Here is a 23,298-nt window from a genome sequence, read left to right on the forward strand (position 1 = left end):
GGTGTCATCTCCCGGACGGTTCACCCCGCCCGCGCGCCGCCGCGGCGAGCACCACCGCGACGGCCACCACGACCGCGCCGACGAGCCACGCGGCGACGGTGAGCGTGAGCCGGTCGGGCCGGAGCAGCGGCTGTCCCCGCTCCGCCTGCCAGAGCAGCAGCGCGGTGACCCCGGCATGGCCGGCGCCGACGACGGCGACCAGGGCCGTGCGCGTCCCCTCGCCCCGCAGCAGCCGCACCCGTCCCGCGAGCATCCCCAGGCCCAGGGCGACGAGCGGCAGCAGCTGCAGCGCGTGCAGACCGACGAAGTGCGCGACCCGCAGGTCCCCGCCACCGGTCGCCCAGTGGGTCAGCGGCAGACCGGAACCGCCGTCCAGCACCCCGACGCCGTGCGCGCCGACCGTGCCCGGATGCTCCCCGGCGTCCACGGCCCGCTGCTGCGCCGCCGTCGGACTGGTCATCAGGTACCCGATCGACATGCCCGCCAGGGAGACGGACACCCCGATCGGCACGGCCCAGGCCAGCGGCCGGTCCACCGTGCGCTGCCACAGGAGGAAGACCCCGAGCAGCAGCGTCATGGTCCAGCCGACATAGGCCGCGCCGCCCATCGCCTTGACCAGCACCTCGTCGAGCACGGACGACACATTGAAGTGGCTGCGTTCGCCCCGTGCCGCCTGGAACGCGATGATCGACATCTCCGGAACGACGAACAGCACCACGGTGGCGGTGCCGAGCCGGCCCAGGGTGCGCCGCCAGCGTTCCGTCCGGCCGATCATCCACGCCAGGGTGATCGTGTACAGGCCGAAGGAGACCGCGAACTTCAGGGGTTTGAGCCACACCCCCTCACCCAGCACGGTGCGTCCGTCGAGGAACAGACCGCCGGCGGCCGTCGCCGCGAGCAGTGCCATCGCCCCCGCGCACCAGGCGAGGGGGCCGTGTAATCGGGGGAGACCCCCGTTGTCCTCCGTGTCCTTGTCCCGGACCCGGGTGGTGGTGAGCGTGACCACAGTGACTCCTTCACTGGTGGGGGCAGTGACCGGTACTGGCCGCTTACTTGGCCGGAAAACGATGTAGTGATACGTACATCCGCTTTCCGGAAGAACGTAATCCGTGGCCCTATCGTCCAGACATCACGGCGGCTTCGGTACCCGCCGATCCCCCACGTGACCAGGCAATACACCCCACCGGTCCGGTATAGGACGCACATAGCGCGCCCTGTGAGAGTCGTTGCATCACCGAAGTCCTCCGCAACGCGCCCACTGACGAAGGAGAACCACCGATGCCGCAGAACACCATGGACCGCCGGGGCGTCCTCAGGACCGCCGTCGGCATCGCCGGGGCGGCGGCCGCGGTGACGGTGGCCGGCGCCCCGCCGGCGGCCGCGCACGGCCGGCCCCGCAGCGAGTTCCCCGACGTACCGGGCATGGTCGGCGACCGCCGCGCCAACGAGTTCTGGTACGAGTACGACGAGCGCTTCTACTTCAACCCGACGCCCGAGGCGTCCGAGGCCGTCGCCGCCATAGTCAAGCCGCTCGGCGGCTTCACCAAGGTCGACACGGCCTGGGCCGAGACCCGCTCCGGCGGCCGCTACCCGCGCAGCTTCCTGGAGCTCGTCACCCCCAACCGCGACGCCTTCGTCCTGCTCTCCGACCTCCAGCGCGACGTCTACCGCGAGTTCTACGGGGACGACCCGCGCGGCCTGGTCCGCGCCTTCCAGGACTTCGGCCAGGGCGTCCTGTTCGACCCGCGCCGCGCGCCCGGCGAGAAGGTCCACATGATGAACTTCACGCCGCCGGACTTCACCCACGCCTACCACCGCTGGCAGCCCTTCCTGGCCGGCTTCCGCCTGCTGGGCATCGACGTCACGTGGTGGACCCACATCAACCGGCTCGCGGGCCTCGCCTGGGAGCTCCAGTCCCTCGCCCAGCCGGCCATCGACGCGAACGACAACAAGCGCCTGCCCCGGCGGACCGTCGACGGCCTCACCCGCAAGTGGCTGCACCGCACCCCCGACCAGCTCGACCGGGCCTTCGACACCTACCCGTACCCGGCCGACATGGGCACCTTCTAGGGCGTGTTTCGAAAGTCCCGTCTGCCCGGAGGCGCCCGGCCCGCACGCTCGCCGCGTTGTCGGGACCACCCCGATACATCCAGTATCGGGGCGACCCTCCGCCTTGCGATCGCACGCACCGGACACCCCCGGGCCTGCCCTCCGGGCAGACGGCGCTACTTCCGAAACACGCCCTAGGCCCTGCCCCGGACCTGCCGCCTGCCGTGCGGTGCACGGGGACGACCCCGGCGACGCCCCCCGCGCGCCGGCACCGCACGGCGGGCGGCACCCCAGGACGGGCCCCAGGAGGCCGCCGCACCCCCCGGACCGCGCACCCCACCCCGCACGACACAGGAGGCACAGCCCACCATGCCAGCCACGACCGGAACGTCCCCCCGCATCGGCGTCTGGATGATCGGCGCACGAGGCTCGGTCGCCACGGCCGCGACCGCCGGCGCCGCCGCGATCGCCGCGGGCAGCGCCCCCAGTGACGGATGCGTCACGGACCTCCCCCCGTTCCGCGACGCATCACTCCCGGCCCTCGCCGACCTCGTGTTCGGCGGACACGACCTCGTGTCCGTCCCCCTCACGGCGAGGGCCGGGCAACTCGCCCGGGCGGGCGTCCTGCCCGCCACCCTCCCGGACGACGTGCGCGACGCCCTGGAAGCCGCGGACCGCGAGATCCGCGACGGCTCCCAGCGGCCCGGCGAACCCCAGGCCCGGGCCGCCGCACGCTTCACGGCCGACATCGTCTCCTTCCGCGAACGCCACGCCCTGGAACAGGTCGTCGTCGTCAACGTCTCCTCCACCGAACCCCTGCCCGACCCCGACCCCGCCTTCCTCGACCTCACCGAACTCGACGAGGTCCTGACCACCGCCACCGACCTGCTGCCACCCAGCTCCCTGTACGCCTACGCCGCCTTCCGCGCCGGCTGCGCCTACGTCAACTTCACCCCGTCCGCCGGTGCTTCGCTGCCCGCCCTGGAGCAGCTCGCCCGCGCCTGCGGGGTCCCGCACGCCGGGCGCGACGGCAAGACCGGCGAGACCCTCGTCAAGAGCGCACTCGCCCCGATGTTCACCCAGCGCGCCCTGCGCCTGCGCTCCTGGTCCGGCACCAACCTCCTCGGCGGCGGCGACGGCGCCACCCTCCAGGACCCCGAGGCCGCCCGCAGCAAGACCGAGTCCAAGCAGCGCAGCCTGGAGGAGACCGTCGGCCACCCCGTCCAGGGCCAGGTCCACATCGACAACGTCCCCGAGATGGGGGAGTGGAAGACCGCCTGGGACCACATCTCCTTCGAGGGCTTCCTCGGCGTGCGGATGTCCATGCAGTTCACCTGGCAGGGCTGCGACTCCGCCCTCGCCGCCCCCCTCGTCCTGGACCTCGTACGCCTGGCCGCCCACGGCCGCCGCCGCGGCGAGCGCGGGGCACTGACCGCGCTCGGCTTCTTCTTCAAGGACCCGGCCGGCTCCCGCGAACACAACCTCACCCTCCAGTACGAGACCCTGACCGCCTGGGCCAACGCCCCCGTCCCGGTCACGACGGGCAGCCCGCGATGACCACCACCTGGCGCACCTACGCGGAACTGGTCCGGGCCCCCGCCGCGATCACCGTCCCCGGCGACGTCCTCGCCGGAGCACTCGCCGCCGGCCGCCCCGGCCCCGCCCGCACCACCGGCCTCGCCGCGTCCTCCGTCGCCCTGTACTGGGCCGGCATGGCCCTCAACGACTGGGCGGACCGCACCCAGGACGCCACCGAACGCCCCGAACGCCCCATCCCCTCCGGCCGCCTCACCCCGCGCGCCGCCCTCGCCACCGCCACCGCCCTCACCGGCGCGGGCCTCGCCCTCGGCGCCCTCGCCGGCGGCCGCCGCACCCTGCTGCGCCGCACCCTGCCCCTGGCCGCCGCCGTCTGGGCCTACGACCTCGGCCTCAAGGCGACCCCGCTCGGCCCCGCCGCCATGGCCGCCGCCCGCGCCCTGGACGTCCTGCACGGCACCCGCCCCGGACACGCGGCCGCCGCACTCCCGGCCGCCGGCGCCGTCGCCGCCCACACCTTCGCGGTGACCCGCCTCAGCCGCCACGAGGTCGAGGGCGCACCCCCCGGCGAGCCGAAACTGTCCCTGGCGACCACCACCGCGATCACCGCGGCCGGCACCGCCCACCTCCTGGCCACCACCCGCCCCCACACCACCGCCACCGCCAGACTCTCCTCGGCGGCGGCCGCCGGCGCCCACCTCGGCGCCCCCGCCGCCTCCTCCGCCGCCGCACTGCTCGCCGCCGAGACACCCCCCACCGCCACCACCCTGGTCACCGCGACCGCCCTCGCCACCTACGCGGGCACCTGCACCCGCGCCCAGACCTCCGTCGCCCGCGACCCCCGCGCCCCACGCGTCCGCGCCGCCGTCGGCGCGGGCATCCACGCCCTGCTGCCCCTCCAGGCCGCCCTGGTGGCCCGCACCGGAGCACCCCTGCTCGCCCTCCCGCTCGTCGCCGCCCTGCCCCTGGCGGGCCGCCTCGCCCGGAAGGTGTCCCCGACATGAGCCACCCGGCCCCCACCGGCCTGCGCTTCGCATACGGCACCAACGGCTTCGCCGACCACCGCCTGCCCGACGCGCTGCGCGTCCTGGCCGACCTCGGCTACCAGGGCGTCTCCCTCACCCTGGACCACCAGCACCTCGACCCCTACGCCCACGACCTGCCCCGGCGCATCACCGAGACCCGCCGCGCCCTGGAGACCACGGGCCTCGCCGTCGTCGTCGAGACCGGCGCCCGCTACCTCCTCGACCCCTGGCGCAAACACCGCCCCACCCTGCTCTCCGCCGAACCCGAGGGCCGCGAACTGCGCCTGGGACTGCTGCGCCGCGCCCTCGGCATCGGCGCCGAACTCGGCGCCGGGGCCGTCCACCTCTGGAGCGGCACCCCGGACCCCGGCACCACCCCCGAACAGGCCTGGCAGCGGCTCGTCGACGGCTGCGCCGAGACCCTCGCCCACGCCGACGCCGCCGGGATCGACCTCGCCTTCGAACCCGAGCCCGGCATGCTCGTCGCCGACCTCGCCGGCTACCGCAGACTCCACCACGACCTCGGCCGCCCCGACCGCCTCCGCCTCACCCTGGACATCGGCCACTGCCAGTGCCTGGAACCCCACACCGTCACCCACTGCATCGAACTGGCATCCGACCGCCTGGCCCACGTACAGATCGAGGACATGCGCCGCGGCGTCCACGAACACCTGCCGTTCGGCGAGGGCGAGATCGACTTCCCGCCCGTCCTGCGCGCCCTCGCCACCGCCGGCTACCGGGGACTGGTCTCCGTGGAACTGCCCCGCCACAGCCACGCGGCCACCGCGACCGCCCGCCACAGCATCGAATTCCTGCGTACCGCAGCCCTGCCGAAGGAGGCCGAACCGGTATGACAGCACCGACGACCACGGTGGCCCCGGCCACCGTGCACCACCCCCTCACCCTGCGCGCCCTCGCCGAAGGACTCGGCTCCGCCCTCGGCCACGACCACCGCGCCCGCCTCGCCCGGGACCTCGACGCCGTCACCGAACAGGGACCGGCCGCCCTCGACACCCGCTTCCCCGCAGCCGGCCGCGTCTACGGCCGCGGCCGGCTCTCCGGCTGGGCCGGCTGGAGCATCGAGGACGGCGTACGCACCCGGCTCCTCACCCGGCTCGCCCTCGAAGGACCGCGACTGGCCCACGAGCTCACCGACCGCTACCGCACCGGCGACGCGGCGGAACGGCGCGGCGTCCTGTGCGCCCTGCCCTTCCTGCCCCTGGGACCACACGCCCTCCACCTCACCGACGACGCGCTGCGCACCAACGACAACCGGCTCATCGCCGCGGCCCTCGGCCCCTACGCACACGCCCACCTCGACCAGTACCGCTGGCGCCAGGCCGTCCTCAAATGCCTCTTCACCGGGATCCCGCTGGCCAAGGTGGCCGGACTGCACGAACGCCGGGACGCCGAACTCGCCCGCATGGCCGCCGGCTTCGCGGCCGAACGCCGGGCGGCGGGCCGCACCGTCCCCGCCGACCTGTGGCTGATCGCCACCCACCCCAGCTGAGCACCGCCCCGGCCCCCCGAGGGACCGGGCCACACACCCCGACGGAGATCGGCCATGCGCATATTCGACCCGCACATCCACATGACGTCCCGGACCACCGACGACTACCGGGCCATGTACGGCGCAGGCGTCCGCGCCCTGGTGGAACCGGCCTTCTGGCTCGGCCAGCCACGCACCCACCCGGCCAGCTTCACCGACTACTTCGACGCCCTGATCGGCTGGGAGCCCTACCGCGCCGCCCAGTTCGGCATCCGCCACCACTGCACCATCGGACTGAACCCCAAGGAGGCCAACGACCCGCGCTGCACCCCCGTGCTCGACCTGCTGCCGCGCTACCTCGCCAAGGACTCCGTCGTAGCGGTCGGGGAGATCGGCTACGACACCATGACCGACGCCGAGGAACACGCCTTCGCCGCCCAGCTCGCCCTCGCCGTCGAGTTCGGGCTGCCCGCACTGGTCCACACCCCGCACCGCGACAAGGCCGGCGGCACCGCCCGCTCACTGGCCGTCATCCAGGAATCCGGCATCCCGCCCGGACACGTCGTCCTCGACCACCTCAACGAGGTCACCGTCACCGAAGTGATGGGAACCGGCTGCTGGATGGGGTTCTCCATATACCCGGACACCAAGATGACCCCGCAGCGGATGGTCGACATCCTCAAAAAGTACGGAACGGAACACATGCTCGTGAACTCCGCGGCGGACTGGGGCCACAGCGACCCCCTGCTCACGAGGACCACCGCACGAGCCATGCTCGAAGCCGGATTCGACGAGGATGATGTCGACCGCGTCATGTGGCGCAATCCGATCACGTTCTACGGGCAGTCGGGCAGGCTTGACCTGGACGGTTACAACGATGTGCAGGCCGCGGGGCTGTACGCCGGAAACTCGATTGCCCGCGGCGGCAGTTGAGGTCGATACATCATGCGTCTGCACCACTCGGACTCCACCACCATCCACCTCGCCTACTGCACCAACGTGCACCCGGCGGAGACCCTCGACGGAATCACGGCCCAGCTCACCGACCACGCCCAACAGGTACGCCAGCACCTCGGCACCGACCTCGTCGGCCTCGGCCTCTGGCTCCCCGCCGACGTGGCCCACCACCTCGCCGACCACCCCGACGCCACCGCCGCACTCCGCCGGGCCCTGACCACCCGGGGCCTGGAGACCGTCACCCTCAACGGCTTCCCCTACCGGGGCTTCCACAGCCCCGTCGTCAAACGCGGCGTCTACTTCCCCGACTGGTCCGAGCCCGCCCGCCTCACCTACACCCTCAACCTCGCCAAGGTGCTCGCCGCACTGCTCCCCGAGGACGCCGCCCACGGCTCCATATCCACCCTGCCCCTGGCCTGGCGCACCCCCTGGACCGGCGTGCAGCGCTCCGCCGCCGCCCGGCACCTCGACGACCTGGCCGCCGGACTCAAGCGGATCGAGGCCGAGACCGGCCGCACCATCCGCGTCGGCCTGGAACCCGAACCCGGCTGCGTCGCCGAGACCACCGCCCAGGCCGCCCAGGCCATCGCCGGCGCCGACCACGACTGGATCGGCCTGTGCCTGGACGCCTGCCACCTCGCCGTCCAGCACGAGGACCCCAAGAGCGCCGTCGCCGCCCTCGTCGCCGAAGGCGTCCCCATCGTCAAGCTCCAGGCCTCCTCCGCCCTCGTCGCCGACACACCCGCCGCCACCGAGACCCGCGCCGCACTGCGCCCCTTCGCCGAACCCCGCTTCCTGCACCAGGTCCGCGAACAGGGACCCGGCAACACCCTGCACGGCTCCGACGACCTCGCACCCGCCCTCGCCGGCGCCCTGCCCGCCGACGCCCCCTGGCGCATCCACTACCACGTCCCCCTCCACGACCAGCCCGAGCCGCCACTGCGCACCACCAGCGACTCCCTCCAGGAGACCCTGCGCGCGACACTCGGCGGAGAACGCGCCCTCACCGACCACATCGAGGTCGAGACCTACACCTGGGACGTCCTGCCGGCCGGACTCCGGCCCACCGGCGCGGCCGGCATCGCCGCCGGGATCGCCGCCGAACTGGAATGGACGCACGGCGAACTGATCCGCCTCGGCCTCACCGAGCACGGGGGAGACACACCATGAACACCCACCAGGTCGCGGTCCTGTGCACCGTGGGCCTCACCCCCCGCCTCCTCGGCGAGATGCCGCACGTCGCGGCCATCGGCCAGGAAGGATTCACCGCCCGCCTCGACACCGTCTTCCCCGCGGTCACCGCCACCGTCCAGGCCACCCTCACCACCGGCCTGCTGCCCCGCGACCACGGCGCCGTCGCCAACGGCTGGTACCACCGCGACCACGGCGAGGTCATGATGTGGCGCCAGCACAACGCCCTCGTCGCCGGCGAGAAGGTCTGGCAGGCCGCCCGCAACCGGAACCCGGACCACACCACCGCCTACCTGTGCTGGTGGTGGGCCATGGGCGCCGACGTCGACACCGTACTGACCCCCCGACCCGTCTACCACTACGACGGCCGCAAATCCCCCGACTGCTACACCAGACCCGCCGCACTGCGCGACGAACTCACCACCCGCCAGGGCGAGTTCCCCCTCTTCAACTACTGGGGACCGACCGCCTCCCTCGCCTCCACCCGATGGATCGCCGACGCCGCCCGCCACGTCGCCGACACCCGCCGCCCCGACCTCTCGTTCATCTACGTCCCCCACCTCGACTACGACCTCCAGCGCTACGGACCCGACAGCCCCCAGGCCGTACGCGCCGCCCGCGAGGCCGACGCCGCACTCGCCCCGCTCCTCGGCGACCTCCGCGACCGCAACACCACCGTCGTCGCCCTCAGCGAATACGGCATCGGCCCCGTCTCCCGCCCCGTCGACATCAACCGCGCCCTGCGCCGCGAAGGACTCCTCTCCGTCTACACCCAACGCGGCATGGAGTACCTGGACCCCTGCACCTCCCGCGCCTTCGCCGTCGCCGACCACCAGGCCGCCCACGTGTACGTCGCCGACCCCGCCGACATCCCACGCGTCCGCGACGTCCTCAAACACACCGACGGCATCGACGAGATCTGGGACCGCACCGAACAGGCCGCGTACGGCATCGACCACCCCAACGCGGGCGAGCTCGTCGCCGTCACCGAACCCGACGCCTGGTTCACCTACTACTACTGGCTCGACGACACCCGCGCCCCCGACTTCGCCCGCGGCGTCGAGATCCACCGCAAGCCGGGCTACGACCCGGCCGAACTCTTCTTCGACCCCGCCGACAAGGCGGTGAAGGCGAAGGCAGCACTCACCCTGCTGCGCAAGAAGGCCGGAATGCGCGCACCACTCACCGTGGTACCGCTCGACCCGGCCCACGTCAGGGGCAGCCACGGACGGCTGCCCCAGGACCACCGGGACGGACCACTCCTGCTGTGCTCCGACCCCCGGCAAGAACGGGACCGCTACCACGCCACCGAGGTCAAGGACCTGCTCCTGCGCCTCAACAACCTGGCCTGAGACCGGCCGTATCGACAAGGATCGAGAGGAGGCCAGATGACACCTCGGCGGAACACCGCGATCAGCGAGGTGCGCATACCCCGCCCGGCGCTCGAAGCGGTCGCCCGGATGCGGGAATCGGGAGAGACCCACGTGTGGTGGTGGCCGCTCGGCGCACGGACCGACCCGGCGGACTACGCCGTCCTGGACGAGGTGGAACGGGGCCGCGCCCAACGCTTCCACGCGGAGGCGGACGCCGCCGCGTTCACCGCGACCAGGGCCGCCGCCCGACGGGCCGTCGCCGGGCTGCTCGGCGTGCAACCGCAGGACGTCGCCTTCGGCCGGCGGATCTGCCCCGGCTGCGGCGACCCGGAACACGGCCCGCCGGCCGTCACCCGACCACCGGTCCCGCTCGCCGTCAGCCTCTCCCGCACCGCGGGAGCCGGAGCCCTCGCGGTACGGGCGGGCACCTGGGTGGGGGTCGACGTGGAGGCCCTGCGCCCGGTCGAACCCGCGGGCCTGGCCGAAGTGGTCCTCACCGCCCCGGAGAGCGCGTACATCCTCGGCCTGCCCCCGGGCCCGGCCAGGGACGCCGCCTTCCACCGGGCCTGGACCCGCAAGGAGGCCGTGGTCAAGGCAGTCGGCCTCGGCCTGCTGGGCATGCCGCTCAACACACTGGACGTCGCCCCGGCCCAGGACGGCCCCGTCCACGTGGTGCACCGCTACCGCGGTGAGGAAACCCACTGGCAGGTCACCGACGTCGACACCGGCGGCCCCTGGGCGGCCGCCGTGGCCCGCCCCAGGACCGGACCCCCCGGCCCGGTCCGCATCCACACCCCGGCATGACACCGGGAACCCCGCGCCGCGGGAACCCCTTCCCGCGGCGCGGACCCATGCCCGCACCCACCCCGCCACCCGGCCGAATCCCTGGTCAACTGCCCCGAAAAGAAACGAAGTAGATCGAATATAGAAGTACGGACCATGCTCGACGCGACGCCCTATACGCTCGAAATCCATCCCACGAACCCCGGAACCGCACTACCGAGAGGACAGGTCGCAACATGGTGACCGAGACGAGCCGCCCCTCACTCGACAACGGCTACAACACGGTCAACCGGGGGTACGCCCTTCGCCTGGCCGACGTGACCAAGGTGTACGGCAGGAACGACCGCGGCGTACGTGCCCTGGACGGGGTCTCCGTGGGGATCGAGAGAGGCTCCTTCACCGCGGTGATGGGCCCCTCCGGCTCCGGCAAATCGACGTTCCTGCACTGCGCGGCCGGCCTCGACAAACCCACCACCGGCCAGTCCTACATCGGCGACACCCAGCTCAACGACATGAACGAGACCCAGCTGACGAAGCTGCGCCGCCGGCGCATCGGCTTCGTCTTCCAGGCGTTCAACCTCATCCCGTCCCTGTCGGTCCGCGAGAACGTCGAACTGCCCCTGCGCCTCGCCGGCGAGAGCCTCGACCGCAACTGGCTGGAGGAGATCCTCGCCCGCGTCGGCCTGGCCGGCCGGGCCTCCCACCGGCCCGCCGAACTCTCCGGCGGCCAGCAGCAGCGCGTCGCCATCGCCCGCGCCCTCATCACCCGGCCCGACGTCATCTTCGGCGACGAACCGACCGGCGCCCTGGACACCGTGACCGCCAAGGAGATCCTCTCCCTCCTGCGCGACTGCGTGAACGAGACCGGCCAGACCGTCGTCATGGTCACCCACGACCCGGTCGCCGCCTCGTACGCCGACACCGTCCTCTTCCTCGCCGACGGCAGGATCGCCGGAAAGATGGACGCCCCCACCGCCGACCGCGTCGCCGAGCGCATGACACACCTGGGAGCGTGGGCCTGATGCTGCGCTACGCACTGCAGACGCTCAGGGCGAGGAAGGGCGGCTTCATCGGAGCCTTCCTCGCCCTGTTCTGCGCCGCCGCCCTCGTCACCGCCTGCGGCATCCTCCTGGAGACCGGCCTGCGCGGCACCATCGCCACCGAGCGCTACGCCGCCGCACCGGTCATCGTCGGCGCCGACCAGAACGTCCACCAGACGACCGTCAAGAAGAAGAAGGGCAAGGTCAAGGAGAAGCACAAGGCGAAGCCGCTGGCCGAGCGGGTCTGGCTGCCCGAGGGCACCACCGCGACCCTCGCCGCCTTACCCGGTGTCCGCAAGGCCGTGCCCGAGACGAACTTCCCGGCGTACGCGGTCGGCCCCCAGGGCCGCATCGTGCCCGGCGTCGACGGCAAGCCCTCCTACGGGCACGCCTGGTCCTCCGCCGCCCTGACCCCGTTCGAACTGATCGACGGCAAGGCACCCGTGACCACCGACGAGGTCGTCCTCGACCGGGAGCTCGCCGGCCGCACCGGACTCAAGACCGGCAGCAGCCTCGTCGTCCAGTCCACCGGCGCCCCGACCACGTACAAGGTCAGCGGCATCGCCGCGGCGAAGGACGGCGACCTGCACCAGCAGACGTCGCTGTTCTTCTCCGACGAGACCGCCCGCACCCTCTCCGGACGGGCCGGCCAGGTCGCCGTCGTCGGCCTGCTGCCCAAGCCCGGCGTCTCCGCGAGCCAACTCGCCGACCAGGCCGGCAAGGCCCTCGCCGACGACGGCCGCAAGTACGCCGTCGCCACCGGCGGCGAGCGCGGCCCCGTCGAGTTCCTCGACGCCGGCAAGGCCCGGGTCAAACTCGTCTCCATGGGCGGCGCCATGGGCGGCACCTCCCTGCTCGTCGCGATCCTCGTCGTCGTCGGCACCTTCGCCCTCTCCATCCAGCAGCGCTACCGCGAACTCGCCCTGCTGCGCGCCATCGCCGCCACCCCCAAACAGGTCCGCCAGCTGATCGGCCGCGAGGCCCTGATCATCGGCGGCCTCGCGGGCGCCCTCGGCTCGGCCGCGGGCCTGCCCATCGCGTACTGGCTGCACGGCAAGTTCATCGACTTCAAGGCCATCCCCGACACCCTCGAACTCACCTTCAGCTTCGTGCCGTTCACCGCCGCGATCGGCGCGGCCCTGCTCGGGGCATGGGTCGCGGCCCGCATCTCCGCCCGCCGCACCGCCCGCATCCGCCCGGCGGAGGCCCTGTCCGAGGCCGCCATGGAACAGCGCCACTTCGCCTGGGGCCGCCTCGGCGGCGGCGTCCTCGTCCTGGCCCTCGGCATCGGCGTGGTCGTCCTGCTGGGCTTCCTGCGCACCGAACCGGCCTCGCAGCCCGTCACGTTCCTGTCCGTCGTGGTCCTCGCCGTCGCGGTCTCCCTGCTGGGCCCGGTCATCGCCCGCATCGCCGTCGCGATCCTCGGGGTCCCGCTGAAGTTCTCCCGCGTCGGCGGCCACCTCGCGACCGCCAACGCCCGCGCCAACGCCAAGCGGATGGCCGCCGCCGTCACCCCGCTGGTCCTGCTCATCGGCATGGCCTGCACCGTCCTGTTCGTCCAGACCACCATGGGCGACGCCGCCTCGGCCCAGGCCAAGGCGGGCAACAAGGCCGACTGGGTGGTCGCCTCGAACGGCCCCGGCGTCCCCGCCGGGGCGACGAACGCCCTGCGCGCCGTACCGGGCGTCACCCAGGTCACCGAGATCGTCCGCACCCAGGTCCGCGTCGGCCTCGACAAGTACCCGGCACAGGGCATCTCCGCACAGGGCCTCACCACCACCTGGGACCCGGACGTCTCCCGCGGCAGCCTCAAGGGCTTCGGGGACGGCAGCATCGCGATGAGCGACGTCTCCGCCGACCACCTCGGCAAGAAGCCCGGCGACACGCTCCAGGTGACGCTCGGCGACGCCACCGTGGTCCGGCTGAAGGTCGCCGCCGTCTACGAACGGGGCCTGGGCTTCGGCGACCTGACCATGTCGCACGACCTGATCGCCCGGCACGTCGACAACCCGCTCGCCTCCTCCGTCCTGGTCAAGACCGCCGGCGACGGCAAGGCGGGCCGCGAGCAGCTGGCCGGCGCCCTCAAGAACTACCCGGGCATCGGCCTCCTCGACCGCACCCAGGTCGACGACGTACAGGCCGAGGTCCAGCAGTCCAACGCCGAGGTCAACTACCTCGCCATGGGCCTGATCATCGCGTTCACCGCGATCGCCGTGGTGAACACCCTGGCCATGTCCGTCTCGGACCGCACCCGCGAGTTCGCCCTGCTGCGGCTCGTCGGCACGACCCGCCGCCAGGTGATGTCGATGCTGAGGATCGAGACCGCGCTGATCGTCCTGGTCGCCGCGGTACTCGGCACGGCCATCGCCCTCGCGGTGCTCACCGCCTTCAGCGTCGGGATGACGGGCGCCGCCCAGCCCTCCATCGACCTGCCGATGTTCCTCGGGGTCCTCGGCTTCGCCGCGGTGCTCACCGCCCTGGCGACCCTGGTCCCCGGCCGGTTCGCGCTCGGCGGCCGCCCGGCGGACGTCATCAGCGCCCGCCAGTAGCCCCGCACCGCACCACCACCCCGGAAGGGGGTACGGGAGTCCGCTCCCGTACCCCCTTCCCCGTTGCCGCCGCACCGCTGGCCGCACGGGAACGGCCGAGGGGCCGGCCCCCCCTTTCTCGCGGGGGCCGGCCCCTCGGCCTGTCCGGCGGACCCGGACGTCGGGTGCGCGGCCCGCTCAGCCGAGGACCGCGCCGTTGCCCGCCCGGTCCACCCGGCTGCGCCGGTGGTCCAGGTGCGCGTACACCCGGTGCAGCCAGCGGTCCGCACCGTTGTAGGCCGGGGTGAACGAGGTACGGCCGTGCACCGCGAGACGGTTGTCGACGACGGCCAGGTCGCCGACGCGCAGCGACAGCGCCGACATCGTCGCCATGAACGCGTCCCGCAGCTCGGCCATGGCCCGGCGGGCCTCGTCGTCCAGCGGATGGGTGGCGGAGAAGTCCACCAGCACATTGGGGTCCTCCGGGGCGCCGTTGAGCACCGCGTGGGCGGGCGTCACGCTGTCCAGGGCGCCGAAGGACGGCGGCGGCTCGGTCAGGAACCGCGGCTCGGACAGCACCGTCCGCGCCCGCTCCGAAAGCAGCGGAAGCGCGCGGCGGATCGAGGACGTGCACAGCTTCGCGTCGCCCGTCGGGTCCTCCCGCACACACAGCAGACCCACGAAATCCGGGCGGTTGTCGTGGAACGCGTTCTCGGTGTGGAGTTCGAGAAGAACGGAACCCGCATTGCTCTGCGAGGACTCGCTCCCCGGAACGGGAACGACATTCTGCACGAGCGCACCCGTCTTCTCGTTACGGAATGCTATGACCTCCCCGAGATGCAGCATCGCGGTGGTGATGACGGAGGCGGCGACCGTGGGAAGACGCTCCACCGACCCCTTCACGGCCGGCGTCGGAAGCAGCGGGACCTTTGCCACCACCGGCAGGTTGCGCAGCAGCAGGACCCCGTCGGGGCCCGCGTCGTGACGGAACGCGCGCAGCGCCGACAGCAGCCGGTGCGGAAGCCGTACGGAGGCCTCGCGCGCCGCGTCCAGCCAGCGCGGATCATCGATCCTGCCGTTCGCGGAGCCCTTCGGGGTCAGCTGTTCGGCGACGGCGACGAGCGCGTTTTGCTCGGCCTGCGAAAGCTCCACGACGGTGCCGGCCGCCACCGCGGAGAGCGGCAGGGAAAGCGTATGGGTCTCGGACATGGGGACATCCTCGGATCGCTCGGACTTTACCGGCCCAGTTTCCGAGGAGGTGCTATCGCGGCCCTACGGGGAATTCGGGGCCGGATCACCGCCCGGGCACATATAGGCGGCCCGTAGCCGCCGGGCGGACGATCGCACCGTGGCATTTCTGTCCGCCCGTCCGGGCGGAGGAGACGGAGGCCACGGGAATCACGGGAGCCCGACCGGGCCTCGAAAAGAAGAGGAATGGGGGCAGTCCATGGCGTTCGTACCCGGAACACCGAAGAACACCGGGACCCGGCAGCCGTCCCGGGCCGCGCCCGGGACGCCGGATCTCGCCGGTGCGGTCCACGTCTGGTGGTGGCGGCCGCCGCACCGGGTCGTCCCCGACGACCTGGCGCTGCTGGGCACCGACGAATTCCACCGCGCGCTCACCCTGCTGGCCGAGCGGGACGCGGCCGCCTTCGTGCACACGAGGGCCGGGGCGCGCCGCGCGCTGTCCGAACTGCTGCTCGTGGCACCGCACTCCATCGAGCTGGGCCGGCGCCGGTGCCCCGGCTGCGGGGACCTCGGTCACGGCCCGCCGGTGATCGAGCGCCCCGAGGTGCCGTGGGCGGTCAGCATGTCCCGCACCGCGGGATGCGGCGTCTTCGCGGTCGGCGAGGGCCACGCCCTCGGGGTCGACGTCGAGGCGGTGCGGCCCATGCGCCGGGCCTCGCTGTACGACTCGGTGCTGACCGACAACGAACGCGCCCACCTGGGGTCGTTGCCGCCCGGACCGGTGCGCGACGCGGGATTCCACCGCGTCTGGACGCGCAAGGAGGCCGTCGTGAAGGCGGTCGGGCTGGGGCTGGTGGGCACCGAGCTGAACCGGCTGGAGACCTGGCCGGCCCGGCAGGGGCCGGTCCGCGTCCTGCACACGCACTCGGGCCGGACCACCGTCTGGTCGGTGCAGGACCTGCGGCTCGACGAACGGGTGGTCGCCGCCCTCGCCCGCCCGCCCGGCACGGACCCCTCCGGCCCCGTCCACATCCACTCCGTACCCGGCCCGCCGGACGAAACCGGCCGGCCCGACACCGAAGGAAGCCGCCCGTCATGACGACGCATCCCCCGGAGACCGCCCCGCTGCCCCCGGCCGTCCCGGCCGCCCGTCCCCGCGGCCCGCGCGCCGACCGCCCCGGGGAGCCCGACGAGACCGGGCTGGCCCGGTACTTCGCCGAGCTCGCCGCCGCCGTCGAGCAGGCGGACCCCGGTCCCGCCGCGCGCGGCGGCTGGGAGGAGCGCGAACGCGTCCGGGTCTCCTCCTGGGTGCGTGCCGTCTACGAACACCCGCTGTCCCCGGCCGTGTTCGGCCACCCCTACGGCCCGGTCGCCCACGAGGTGCGGGCCGCCCAGGCCGCCGAGCTCGGCTTCCGCATCGACGTCGGCCGGGGGCGCGCCGTGCCGGCCAAGCCCTCCGCCGAGGTGCGGGCCGTCGCCGCGGTCGCCGCCATGTGGGCGGTCACCGCGGCCGCCTTCGGCCCCGCCGCCCGGCCGCCCCGCGAACGCGTCGTCGCCGACGCGTGGACCGTGGTCCGCGAGACCATCGCCCCGGCGCTCGTCCCCGAGATCCCGACGTACTCCTGGACCCGCGGCACGTGGTGACACCGCGGACGGCGCGGACCCACCGGCCACCGCGGTCATCCGACCGCGGTGGCGCTGTCGTGCGCGGCGGGCCGGCGCCGGGCCGGGACGACCGGTCCGGCCTGCGCCGGGTCCAGCGACGCCGCGTACAGGAGCACCAGTTCATGGCACCGGTACAGCGGCAGCCCCTCGGCGTCGAGGCCGGAGAGGTCGAGCAGCGCGGTGTCCACCAGCGACTCCAGGACCCGCTCGGCCTCGTCCTCCGACACCGCGAGGCGTTCGGCGGCGTCCCGGGCCGAGAACGGCCCCGTACCCGCGCCGGACAGTGCCCGCAGCGCGGACGGCCCCCTGGCGGCCATGCGCCGCACCGACGGCAGCAGCGCCTCCCGCACGTCCAGATCGCCGAAGGACAGCTCGGCGAGCCGCTCGGCCGGATCGGCGAGCCGGTCGGCGAACCGGCGGGCCGGCCACGAGGGCCGCGCCGCGAGCCGGGCGCCCACCACGGCCAGCGCCAACGGCAGCCCCCCGCAGTAGGCGACCAGGTCGTCGGCGGAGTCCGGGTCGCTGTCCAGCCGCTCCGCACCGGCCGCCTCGGCCAGCATCGCCAGGGACGCGTCGTCGTCCAGGGGCGCGAGGGCCACGGTGTCCGCCCCGGCCACCCGGGCCAGCCGGGCCCGGCTGGTGATCAGCACCGCGGCCTGCGGGCCCACGGGCAGCAGCGGTGCCACCTGGAGGTCGCCGACCGCGTCGTCGAGGACGACCAGAAGCCGTTTGCCGGAGGTCCGCGCCCGGTAGAGCCGGACCAGCTCGTCGCGGTCGAGGCCGGGCGGGGAGCCGCCGTCGAGACCCGGCTCGCCCAGGGCCCGCAGCAACCGCACCAGCACCTCGCCGACGTCCTTGGGCGTGCCGTCGCGGTGGCACAGCTCGGCGAAGAGCTGACCGTCGGGGAACCGGTCCGCGCTCTTCTCGGCGGCCCGTACGGCGAGCGCGGTCTTGCCCACCCCCGCCATCCCGGTCACCAGCAGGCGCCGGGGCCGGTCCGTCCCGGCCGCCAGCCGCGACGTCAGCAGGGACAGCTCCCCGGACCGGCCGACCAGCGCGCCCTCCGCGGCCGGAAGCATGGCGGGTGCATCGGACCGCCCCCGCGCTGCCCCTGCACCTCGCAACCCCAGCTCCCCGCCCAGCACGGCCTGGTACGTCGCCCCGAGCACCTCGCCCGGATCCACCCCCAGCTGGTCGACGAGCACCTTGCGCCCCTCGTAGTACGTCTGGAGGGCGTCGGCCTGCCGCCCGCACCGGTACAGCGCGGTCATCAGCTGGGCGCGCAGCCGCTCGCGCACCGGATGCTCGGCGACCAGGCCCGTCAGCTCGGCCGTCACCTGCTCGTGCATGCCCAGCGCGAGATCCGCCTCGATGCGGTTCTCCAGCGTCAGCATCCGCGCCTCCTCCAGCTGCGGCAGCTCCGCCTCCAGAAGGAACTCGGTCACGTTCGACAGCGCCGGACCGCGCCACCACCCCAGCGCCCCGGCCAGCAGCCGCTGGGCGTCGGCGTGCCGCCGCTCCCGCAGCGCCTCCCGGCCCAGCCGGTCGAGCCGTTCGAACTCGACGACGTCGATCCGGGCACCGGGCGCCCGCAGCACGTAGCCCGGCTGCCGCCGTACGATCTCGACCCCGTCGCCGAGCAGCTTGCGCAGCCGCGACATGTACGTGTAGATCTGCGCGCTGGCCGTGACGGGCGGGTCCCACCCCCACAGCAGCGCGCCGAGTCTGGAGTCCGAGACGACCCGCCCGTGCGCGAGGAGCATCGCGGCGAGGACCGTGTGCACCTTGGAGCCGGACAGCGCGATCCGGTCTCCGTCACGCCGGGCCTCCACCGGCCCGAGAATCCGGAAGTCCATGCGGCAAACCCCTTTCAGGTCTGAGCCTCCTGCATGCCGTCCGAAGGTAGGCGGCGCCCTTATCCATGGGTTATCGCCATCGGCCGGATGCCGATACCGGACGCCGGCACCACCCCGGGACGCGGCCGCGTCCCGGGGGAGGGAAAGGGGGGCGGACCAGGTCACCGCGGCGGTTCGACCCGTGCCAGCCAGGCGGTGAGCAGCGCTTCGAGGTGCGCGGCCTCGTCGGGGGCGAGCTCGTCGAGCATCCGGCGCTCGTTGCGCATGTGGTCGGTGAAGGCCCGGTCGAACAGCTCCCGTCCCGCACCGGTGAGCGCGATCACCCGCCCCCGGCCGTCCTCGGCCGACCGGCGGCGGGTGACCAGCCCGTCGCGTTCGAGCCGGTCGAGGCGTTTGGTCATCGCCCCCGTGGTCACCATGGTGAACGCGGCCAGCTCGCCCGGGGCGCGCTCGAAGGGCTCCCCGGCCCGCCGGAGCGCCGCCAGCACGTCGAACTCGCCCTCGTTCAGCCCGTGCCGCCGGTAGACCAGGCACAACTGCTCGGTCAGCAGGGCGGCGAGGCGGTGGAGCCGGCCGATCACCCCCTGGGGACCCACGTCCACGTCCGGGCGCTCCCGCGCCCACTCGGCCTGGATACGGGCGACGTGGTCCTCGTAGTCGTTCACCGCACCAGAATAGCTTCCAGGGAAGTTATATTTCTTCCGTGGAAGCTACCGTGCGATGGACCCTGGTGACGGCGATCGCCCCGATCGCCTGGGGAACGAACTACTTCGTCACCCACGAATACCTGCCCGCCGGCCACCCGCTCCACGGCGCGGTGCTCCGGTCCCTGCCCGCCGGGATCCTGCTGCTGGCCCTGCGCCGACGGATGCCCCACGGGTCGTGGTGGTGGAAGTCGCTGGTGCTCGGCACCCTCAACATGGGGTCCTTCTTCACCCTGGTCTACCTCGCGGCCCAGCTGCTGCCGACGAGCATCGCCTCCACCGTCATGGCGGCCTCGCCCCTGGTCCTGATGGTGTCCGCCTGGGCGGTGGTCGCCGAACGCCCCCGGCCCCTACCCCTGCTGGGCGGCACCATCGGCCTGGCGGGCGTGGGCCTGATGCTGCTCACCGGCACCGCGCGCCCGGACGCGCTCGGCGTCCTCGCCTCGGCCACGGCGATGGTGCTGTCCTCCCTCGGCTACGTGCTCGCGAAGCGGTGGAACACCGGGACGGACGTCATCGCCTCGACGGCGTGGCAGCTGGTCGCCGGGGGACTGGTCGTGCTCCCGCTCGCCCTCGCCGTCGAAGGAGCGCCCCCCTCCCTCGACACGGGCGCGGTCCTCGGATTCGCCTACGTCTCCGTCGTCGCGACCGCCATCGCCTTCGTCGCCTGGTTCGCCGGGCTGCGCCGGCTGCCGGCGGCCGCGGTCGGCCTGGTCGGGCTGCTGAACCCGGTCACCGGCGTGCTGCTCGGCACCGCCGTCGCCTCGGAGACCCTCACCCCGCAGCAGCTGTGCGGACTGCTCCTCGTCCTGGCCGGGATCGTGCTCGGCCAGCCCGTCGCCGCCACGGCCGCCGCCCGGATCCGGGCCCGGGCCGGCACGGCGGACCCCCGCCGCACCGGCCCCCCGGCCCGCACCGGACGGCGGGACACCGGCTGAGCCGCACGGGCGCGGCACCGTCCGGTGCGCCCGCGCCGGCTTCCGTGCGGGTCCGGCTCCCGCCGGGGCGGGCGGATCAGCGAAGGACCGCCGCCCAGGGCTCCGCGGAGAGGTCGGTACCGGTCAGCACCGAGGGGGCGGACGCCGGCGACAGCGCCGCGGACCCGGCACCCGCCGGGCACAGGGCGCCGACGACGTAGCCGTTGAGAGCGTCGTCGATCGGGCTCGGCTCGAAGCCGGTGCCGTCCTCGTTGATCCGCTGGTACTTCATCAGGTTCCAGCCCGTGGCCACCTGGCGGCTGCCGTCCGCACTGGACAGCGCGAGCGTCCCGGCACCGAACACCGCCCCGTCGTGCCCCCAGAAACGCCCGCAGCCGGGAATGTCGACGGCGTACAGGCCCAGGCCGTAGTCGATGCCGTCCACCGACACCGTGCGCTGCATCTCCCCGAGCGCCGCCGGACCGATCAGACGACCGGTCAGCAGGGCGCGGTAGAAGCGGTTCAGATCGTCGGTGGTGGAGACGACCGCACCCGCCGTGGAGGCCCAGGACATGTCGTAGACGCTGTAGTCGCGGGGCGGGTCGATCAGCCCGTAGAAGCTCTCGTACATCCGGGAGTGCGGACCCCGGACGGCGGGGCCCTTTGGGTAGGAGGTGTGACGCAGCCCGGCGCGCTCGATGACGTTCCGGGTGATGTACGACTCCGCGCTCCGGCCGGTGACCTTGGCGAGGAGCAGCCCGGCGACGACGTAGTTGGTGTTGGAGTAGTGGCCGGGCTGCGCCCCGGGTGCTCCGGTGGCCGGGGCCGCGAGCCCCAGACGGACCAGCTCCTTCGGGGCGATGGAGCGGAAACGTCCCTCGTCGAGGCTGGCCGGCGAGCCCTGGGCCAGGGACGGGAAGGCGCCGACGACGTAGTCACCGATGCCGCTGGTGTGGTTCAGCAGCATCCGCACGGTGATCAGGCGGCCGCGCTGCCCGGGTATCAGGCCGGGCAGGTAGTCGCCGATGGGGGCGTCCAGCCGGATGCGGCCGCGTTCGACCTGCTGGAGCACGGCGACCGAGGTGAAGGTCTTGCTGATGCTGCCCACCCGGTGCCGCATCCCCGGCTCCACCGGGCGGCCCGTGTCCACGTCGGCCACGCCCGAGGCCCCCTCCCAGCTCCGGGCGCCGTCACGGACGCTGGAGTAGACCCCGTACATGCCCGCCGCGTGGACGGCGTCCAGGGAACCGCCCAGCGCCGCCGGGTCCAGGCCCGCCCCGGACAGGGACGGTGCCGGGGACACGGCCGCAGCCCGGGGCCCGGCATCCGCGAGGGCCACGGGCGCGGCGGTGGTCACCAACAGGGCGGCGGCGACCGCGGTCGAGGCTGTCCGGAGGATACGCAAAGGGAAGTCCTTTCCTTCGTGCCCGAAATACGTCCCGGCCATCCTGATCGGTCATTCCCGTGGCGGCGTCCTTCCCGGGGACGAACCGGCGCCGCGCCCCCCTGGCACCGCGAGGTGAAATCACCGTGCCAGGACGGTACTTGGGGAGGACGCGGGCCGCGGCGGGGACCGGACGGCGGCGGTTCTCAGGGCCCGGCGCGGGCCGCGGCGCGAGCGGCGTCCCTCAGCCGGGCGGCAGGGCGAGCGCGGTACGTGCCTCCCCGACCAGGCGCAGCGAGCCGAACACGACGATCAGGCCGCCGGGCCCGGCGAGGCCGGCGGCCCGGCGCAGCGCCGAGGGGGCGTCCTCGGCCGTCAGGCACGGCCCCCGGCGGCCGGGGGAGAGCCGGCCGTGCAGGGCGGCGGGGGCCGCGGCCTGGTGCGAGCCGGTGCGGGTGAGGACCAGGGGCCAGTCCGCCGGGAGCGGGGCGAGCATCCCGGCGACATCCTTGTCGTCCATCGCGGCGAAGACCAGCACGGGCGGGCCCGGACGCCCGCCTGTGCGGGCCCGGTCCAGGATCTCGGGGGCGACGGTCCGCACGCCCTGCGGGTTGGTGGCGCCCTCCAGCAGGACCCGGCCGGTCCAGTCGTCCAGCCGGGCGTGCGGGACGAGTTCGAGGCGGCCGGGCCAGCGGGTGGCCGCCAGCCGGGGACGGAGCCGTTCGGCGTCCGGATCGGGGATGTGGCCGCGTTCGGCCAGCGCGTCCACCGCGGCGATGGCGACCGCGAGGTTGTTGTGGTGCTGGTGCGCGCCGGGCAGGGGGCAGGGCAGATCACGGTGCACCGCGCGCGGAGTGGTGACGTCCACCAGCGTCGCCGGACCGCGGCCGACGGTACGGGCGGTGTAGCGGATCTCGTGGTCCATCCGCCACACGGACAGTCCCGTCCGTGTCCTGAGCACCTGTTGTGCGCTGGAGGCCGCCTCAAGGGCCAGCCGTCCGAGAACCACGTGGTCGCCGTCGCGCACGGCCTCGATCTTGGCCCGGGTGATCTCTGCCAGGGAACCGCCGAGCAGCCGGGTGTGGTCGAGTCCGACGCCGGTGAGGACCTTCACGTCCAGGCCGAGTTCCGCGGCCGCGGCCCTGCTTCCCCCGATGCTCGCCTCGGCCACCGCCAGGCCGACATCGGCCCGCCGGAAGTGCACGGCCGCGGTCGCCGTGAAGACGCCCTGGCTCAGGACGGGCAGACCGTGCCGCTCGATCGCGTGCCACACCTCGGCGAACGCCGCGGTGTACTCGGCCCGGGTGACGGGAACCCCGTCGATCCGGATCCGCTCCCGGGGCTCCTGCAGATGCGGGCTCGGCATACTGCCGACCCGCGCCCCGGCCGCGGCCACCGCCGACACCGCGAACGCGCAGGTCGACCCCTTGCCGTTCGTACCGACCACCAGCATCCCGCGCAACTCCCGCTCGGGACGGCCCAATGCCTCCAGCAGCCTGGGGACGTTCGCCTGCCGCACCGGCCGGGGAAGACCGTGGGGGTTCTCATGCATCTTCGCGAGGATGTCGACGCAGCGTTGGTAATCCACCCGCCCGATCATGCCACCAAGGGTG

General features: G+C 73.6%; 20 protein-coding genes. 14 read left to right on the forward strand and 6 right to left on the reverse strand.

All coding sequences use genetic code 11. The annotated features are described in order from the left end of the window. Positions 1–4: 4 nt before the first annotated feature. Positions 5–1,006 carry a hypothetical protein gene (locus ACF08W_RS20395; protein WP_385213120.1) on the reverse strand — a complete coding sequence of 334 codons (1,002 nt, stop codon included), beginning with the start codon at positions 1,004–1,006 and terminating at the stop codon, positions 5–7. A 272-nt stretch (positions 1,007–1,278) separates the two neighbouring features. On the opposite strand from ACF08W_RS20395, the gene ACF08W_RS20400 reads away from it, so the two are divergent. The 11 genes from ACF08W_RS20400 to ACF08W_RS20450 all read left to right on the forward strand — a co-directional run bounded on the left by ACF08W_RS20400 (position 1,279) and on the right by ACF08W_RS20450 (position 13,992). Beyond that, positions 1,279–2,070: a Tat pathway signal sequence domain protein gene (locus ACF08W_RS20400; protein ID WP_392280077.1), complete on the forward strand. Its 792-nt coding sequence runs from the start codon at positions 1,279–1,281 to the stop codon at positions 2,068–2,070. A 348-nt stretch (positions 2,071–2,418) separates the two neighbouring features. Then, complete coding sequence (locus ACF08W_RS20405; RefSeq protein ID WP_385213114.1) at positions 2,419–3,606, forward strand: inositol-3-phosphate synthase; 1,188 nt, start codon at positions 2,419–2,421, stop codon at positions 3,604–3,606. After that, entirely contained in the window at positions 3,603–4,589 is a 987-nt protein-coding gene (locus ACF08W_RS20410) for an SCO3242 family prenyltransferase (RefSeq protein ID WP_385213110.1), read from the forward strand. The genes ACF08W_RS20405 and ACF08W_RS20410 overlap by 4 nt, the downstream gene beginning before the upstream one ends. Beyond that, the gene (locus ACF08W_RS20415) at positions 4,586–5,464 is read left to right on the forward strand and encodes a sugar phosphate isomerase/epimerase family protein (RefSeq protein WP_385213107.1); all 879 of its coding nucleotides are present in this window, start codon (positions 4,586–4,588) and stop codon (positions 5,462–5,464) included. Before ACF08W_RS20410 ends, ACF08W_RS20415 begins: the two co-directional genes overlap by 4 nt. Continuing rightward, the gene (locus tag ACF08W_RS20420) at positions 5,461–6,120 is read left to right on the forward strand and encodes an EboA domain-containing protein (RefSeq protein ID WP_352280158.1); all 660 of its coding nucleotides are present in this window, start codon (positions 5,461–5,463) and stop codon (positions 6,118–6,120) included. Before ACF08W_RS20415 ends, ACF08W_RS20420 begins: the two co-directional genes overlap by 4 nt. A gap of 54 nt (positions 6,121–6,174) precedes the next feature. After that, positions 6,175–7,032, forward strand: coding sequence for a TatD family hydrolase (locus ACF08W_RS20425; protein WP_392280078.1), 858 nt, complete (start codon positions 6,175–6,177; stop codon positions 7,030–7,032). Positions 7,033–7,044: 12 nt separating this feature from the next. Continuing rightward, a complete protein-coding gene (gene eboE, locus ACF08W_RS20430; RefSeq protein WP_392280079.1) occupies positions 7,045–8,226 on the forward strand; it encodes a metabolite traffic protein EboE in 1,182 nt (393 codons plus the stop codon). Then, the gene (locus ACF08W_RS20435) at positions 8,223–9,599 is read left to right on the forward strand and encodes an alkaline phosphatase family protein (protein WP_385213098.1); all 1,377 of its coding nucleotides are present in this window, start codon (positions 8,223–8,225) and stop codon (positions 9,597–9,599) included. The genes eboE and ACF08W_RS20435 overlap by 4 nt, the downstream gene beginning before the upstream one ends. Positions 9,600–9,635: 36 nt before the next feature. Continuing rightward, positions 9,636–10,424 (forward strand): 4'-phosphopantetheinyl transferase family protein, encoded by a 789-nt coding sequence (locus tag ACF08W_RS20440; RefSeq protein WP_385213095.1) that lies wholly within the window; start codon positions 9,636–9,638, stop codon positions 10,422–10,424. 215 nt (positions 10,425–10,639) lie between these two features. After that, the gene (locus ACF08W_RS20445) at positions 10,640–11,425 is read left to right on the forward strand and encodes an ABC transporter ATP-binding protein (protein WP_352280163.1); all 786 of its coding nucleotides are present in this window, start codon (positions 10,640–10,642) and stop codon (positions 11,423–11,425) included. Further along, positions 11,425–13,992, forward strand: a complete 2,568-nt coding sequence (locus ACF08W_RS20450; protein ID WP_385213090.1) for an FtsX-like permease family protein — start codon at positions 11,425–11,427, stop codon at positions 13,990–13,992. The genes ACF08W_RS20445 and ACF08W_RS20450 overlap by 1 nt, the downstream gene beginning before the upstream one ends. 177 nt (positions 13,993–14,169) lie before the next feature. Here ACF08W_RS20450 and ACF08W_RS20455 read toward each other — a convergent pair whose 3' ends face one another. Further along, entirely contained in the window at positions 14,170–15,180 is a 1,011-nt protein-coding gene (locus ACF08W_RS20455) for a TauD/TfdA family dioxygenase (protein WP_385213087.1), read from the reverse strand. Between the two features lie 238 nt (positions 15,181–15,418). On the opposite strand from ACF08W_RS20455, the gene ACF08W_RS20460 reads away from it, so the two are divergent. After that, a complete protein-coding gene (locus tag ACF08W_RS20460; RefSeq protein WP_392280080.1) occupies positions 15,419–16,258 on the forward strand; it encodes a 4'-phosphopantetheinyl transferase family protein in 840 nt (279 codons plus the stop codon). Further along, entirely contained in the window at positions 16,255–16,803 is a 549-nt protein-coding gene (locus tag ACF08W_RS20465) for a hypothetical protein (protein WP_392280081.1), read from the forward strand. The genes ACF08W_RS20460 and ACF08W_RS20465 overlap by 4 nt, the downstream gene beginning before the upstream one ends. A gap of 35 nt (positions 16,804–16,838) precedes the next feature. Here ACF08W_RS20465 and ACF08W_RS20470 read toward each other — a convergent pair whose 3' ends face one another. Beyond that, a complete protein-coding gene (locus tag ACF08W_RS20470; RefSeq protein ID WP_392280082.1) occupies positions 16,839–18,680 on the reverse strand; it encodes a BTAD domain-containing putative transcriptional regulator in 1,842 nt (613 codons plus the stop codon). A gap of 161 nt (positions 18,681–18,841) precedes the next feature. Beyond that, complete coding sequence (locus tag ACF08W_RS20475; protein ID WP_392280083.1) at positions 18,842–19,345, reverse strand: MarR family winged helix-turn-helix transcriptional regulator; 504 nt, start codon at positions 19,343–19,345, stop codon at positions 18,842–18,844. 38 nt (positions 19,346–19,383) lie between these two features. On the opposite strand from ACF08W_RS20475, the gene ACF08W_RS20480 reads away from it, so the two are divergent. Then, positions 19,384–20,322 (forward strand): DMT family transporter, encoded by a 939-nt coding sequence (locus ACF08W_RS20480; RefSeq protein WP_392280084.1) that lies wholly within the window; start codon positions 19,384–19,386, stop codon positions 20,320–20,322. Between the two features lie 76 nt (positions 20,323–20,398). Here the strand turns inward: ACF08W_RS20480 and ACF08W_RS20485 are convergent, their stop codons facing one another. Both ACF08W_RS20485 and ACF08W_RS20490 read right to left on the reverse strand, forming a co-directional pair. Then, positions 20,399–21,706, reverse strand: a complete 1,308-nt coding sequence (locus ACF08W_RS20485) for a serine hydrolase domain-containing protein (protein WP_392280085.1) — start codon at positions 21,704–21,706, stop codon at positions 20,399–20,401. A 223-nt stretch (positions 21,707–21,929) separates the two neighbouring features. Beyond that, on the reverse strand, positions 21,930–23,285 hold the full coding sequence (locus tag ACF08W_RS20490; protein ID WP_392280086.1) for a bifunctional folylpolyglutamate synthase/dihydrofolate synthase: 1,356 nt from the start codon (positions 23,283–23,285) through the stop codon (positions 21,930–21,932). Between the last annotated feature and the right edge of the window lie 13 nt (positions 23,286–23,298).

The sequence above is a fragment of the Streptomyces sp. NPDC015144 genome, assembly GCF_043079735.1.
Lineage (GTDB): Bacteria > Actinomycetota > Actinomycetes > Streptomycetales > Streptomycetaceae > Streptomyces.

Coding starts and splice junctions, on each gene's coding strand:
- ACF08W_RS20400 (WP_392280077.1), top strand. CDS start 1,279: ATGCCGCAGAACACCATGGACCGCCGGGGCGTCCTCAGGACCGCCGTC.
- ACF08W_RS20405 (WP_385213114.1), top strand. CDS start 2,419: ATGCCAGCCACGACCGGAACGTCCCCCCGCATCGGCGTCTGGATGATC.
- ACF08W_RS20410 (WP_385213110.1), top strand. CDS start 3,603: ATGACCACCACCTGGCGCACCTACGCGGAACTGGTCCGGGCCCCCGCC.
- ACF08W_RS20415 (WP_385213107.1), top strand. CDS start 4,586: ATGAGCCACCCGGCCCCCACCGGCCTGCGCTTCGCATACGGCACCAAC.
- ACF08W_RS20420 (WP_352280158.1), top strand. CDS start 5,461: ATGACAGCACCGACGACCACGGTGGCCCCGGCCACCGTGCACCACCCC.
- ACF08W_RS20425 (WP_392280078.1), top strand. CDS start 6,175: ATGCGCATATTCGACCCGCACATCCACATGACGTCCCGGACCACCGAC.
- eboE (WP_392280079.1), top strand. CDS start 7,045: ATGCGTCTGCACCACTCGGACTCCACCACCATCCACCTCGCCTACTGC.
- ACF08W_RS20435 (WP_385213098.1), top strand. CDS start 8,223: ATGAACACCCACCAGGTCGCGGTCCTGTGCACCGTGGGCCTCACCCCC.
- ACF08W_RS20440 (WP_385213095.1), top strand. CDS start 9,636: ATGACACCTCGGCGGAACACCGCGATCAGCGAGGTGCGCATACCCCGC.
- ACF08W_RS20445 (WP_352280163.1), top strand. CDS start 10,640: ATGGTGACCGAGACGAGCCGCCCCTCACTCGACAACGGCTACAACACG.
- ACF08W_RS20450 (WP_385213090.1), top strand. CDS start 11,425: ATGCTGCGCTACGCACTGCAGACGCTCAGGGCGAGGAAGGGCGGCTTC.
- ACF08W_RS20455 (WP_385213087.1), bottom strand. CDS start 15,180: ATGTCCGAGACCCATACGCTTTCCCTGCCGCTCTCCGCGGTGGCGGCC.
- ACF08W_RS20460 (WP_392280080.1), top strand. CDS start 15,419: ATGGCGTTCGTACCCGGAACACCGAAGAACACCGGGACCCGGCAGCCG.
- ACF08W_RS20465 (WP_392280081.1), top strand. CDS start 16,255: ATGACGACGCATCCCCCGGAGACCGCCCCGCTGCCCCCGGCCGTCCCG.
- ACF08W_RS20470 (WP_392280082.1), bottom strand. CDS start 18,680: ATGGACTTCCGGATTCTCGGGCCGGTGGAGGCCCGGCGTGACGGAGAC.
- ACF08W_RS20490 (WP_392280086.1), bottom strand. CDS start 23,285: ATGATCGGGCGGGTGGATTACCAACGCTGCGTCGACATCCTCGCGAAG.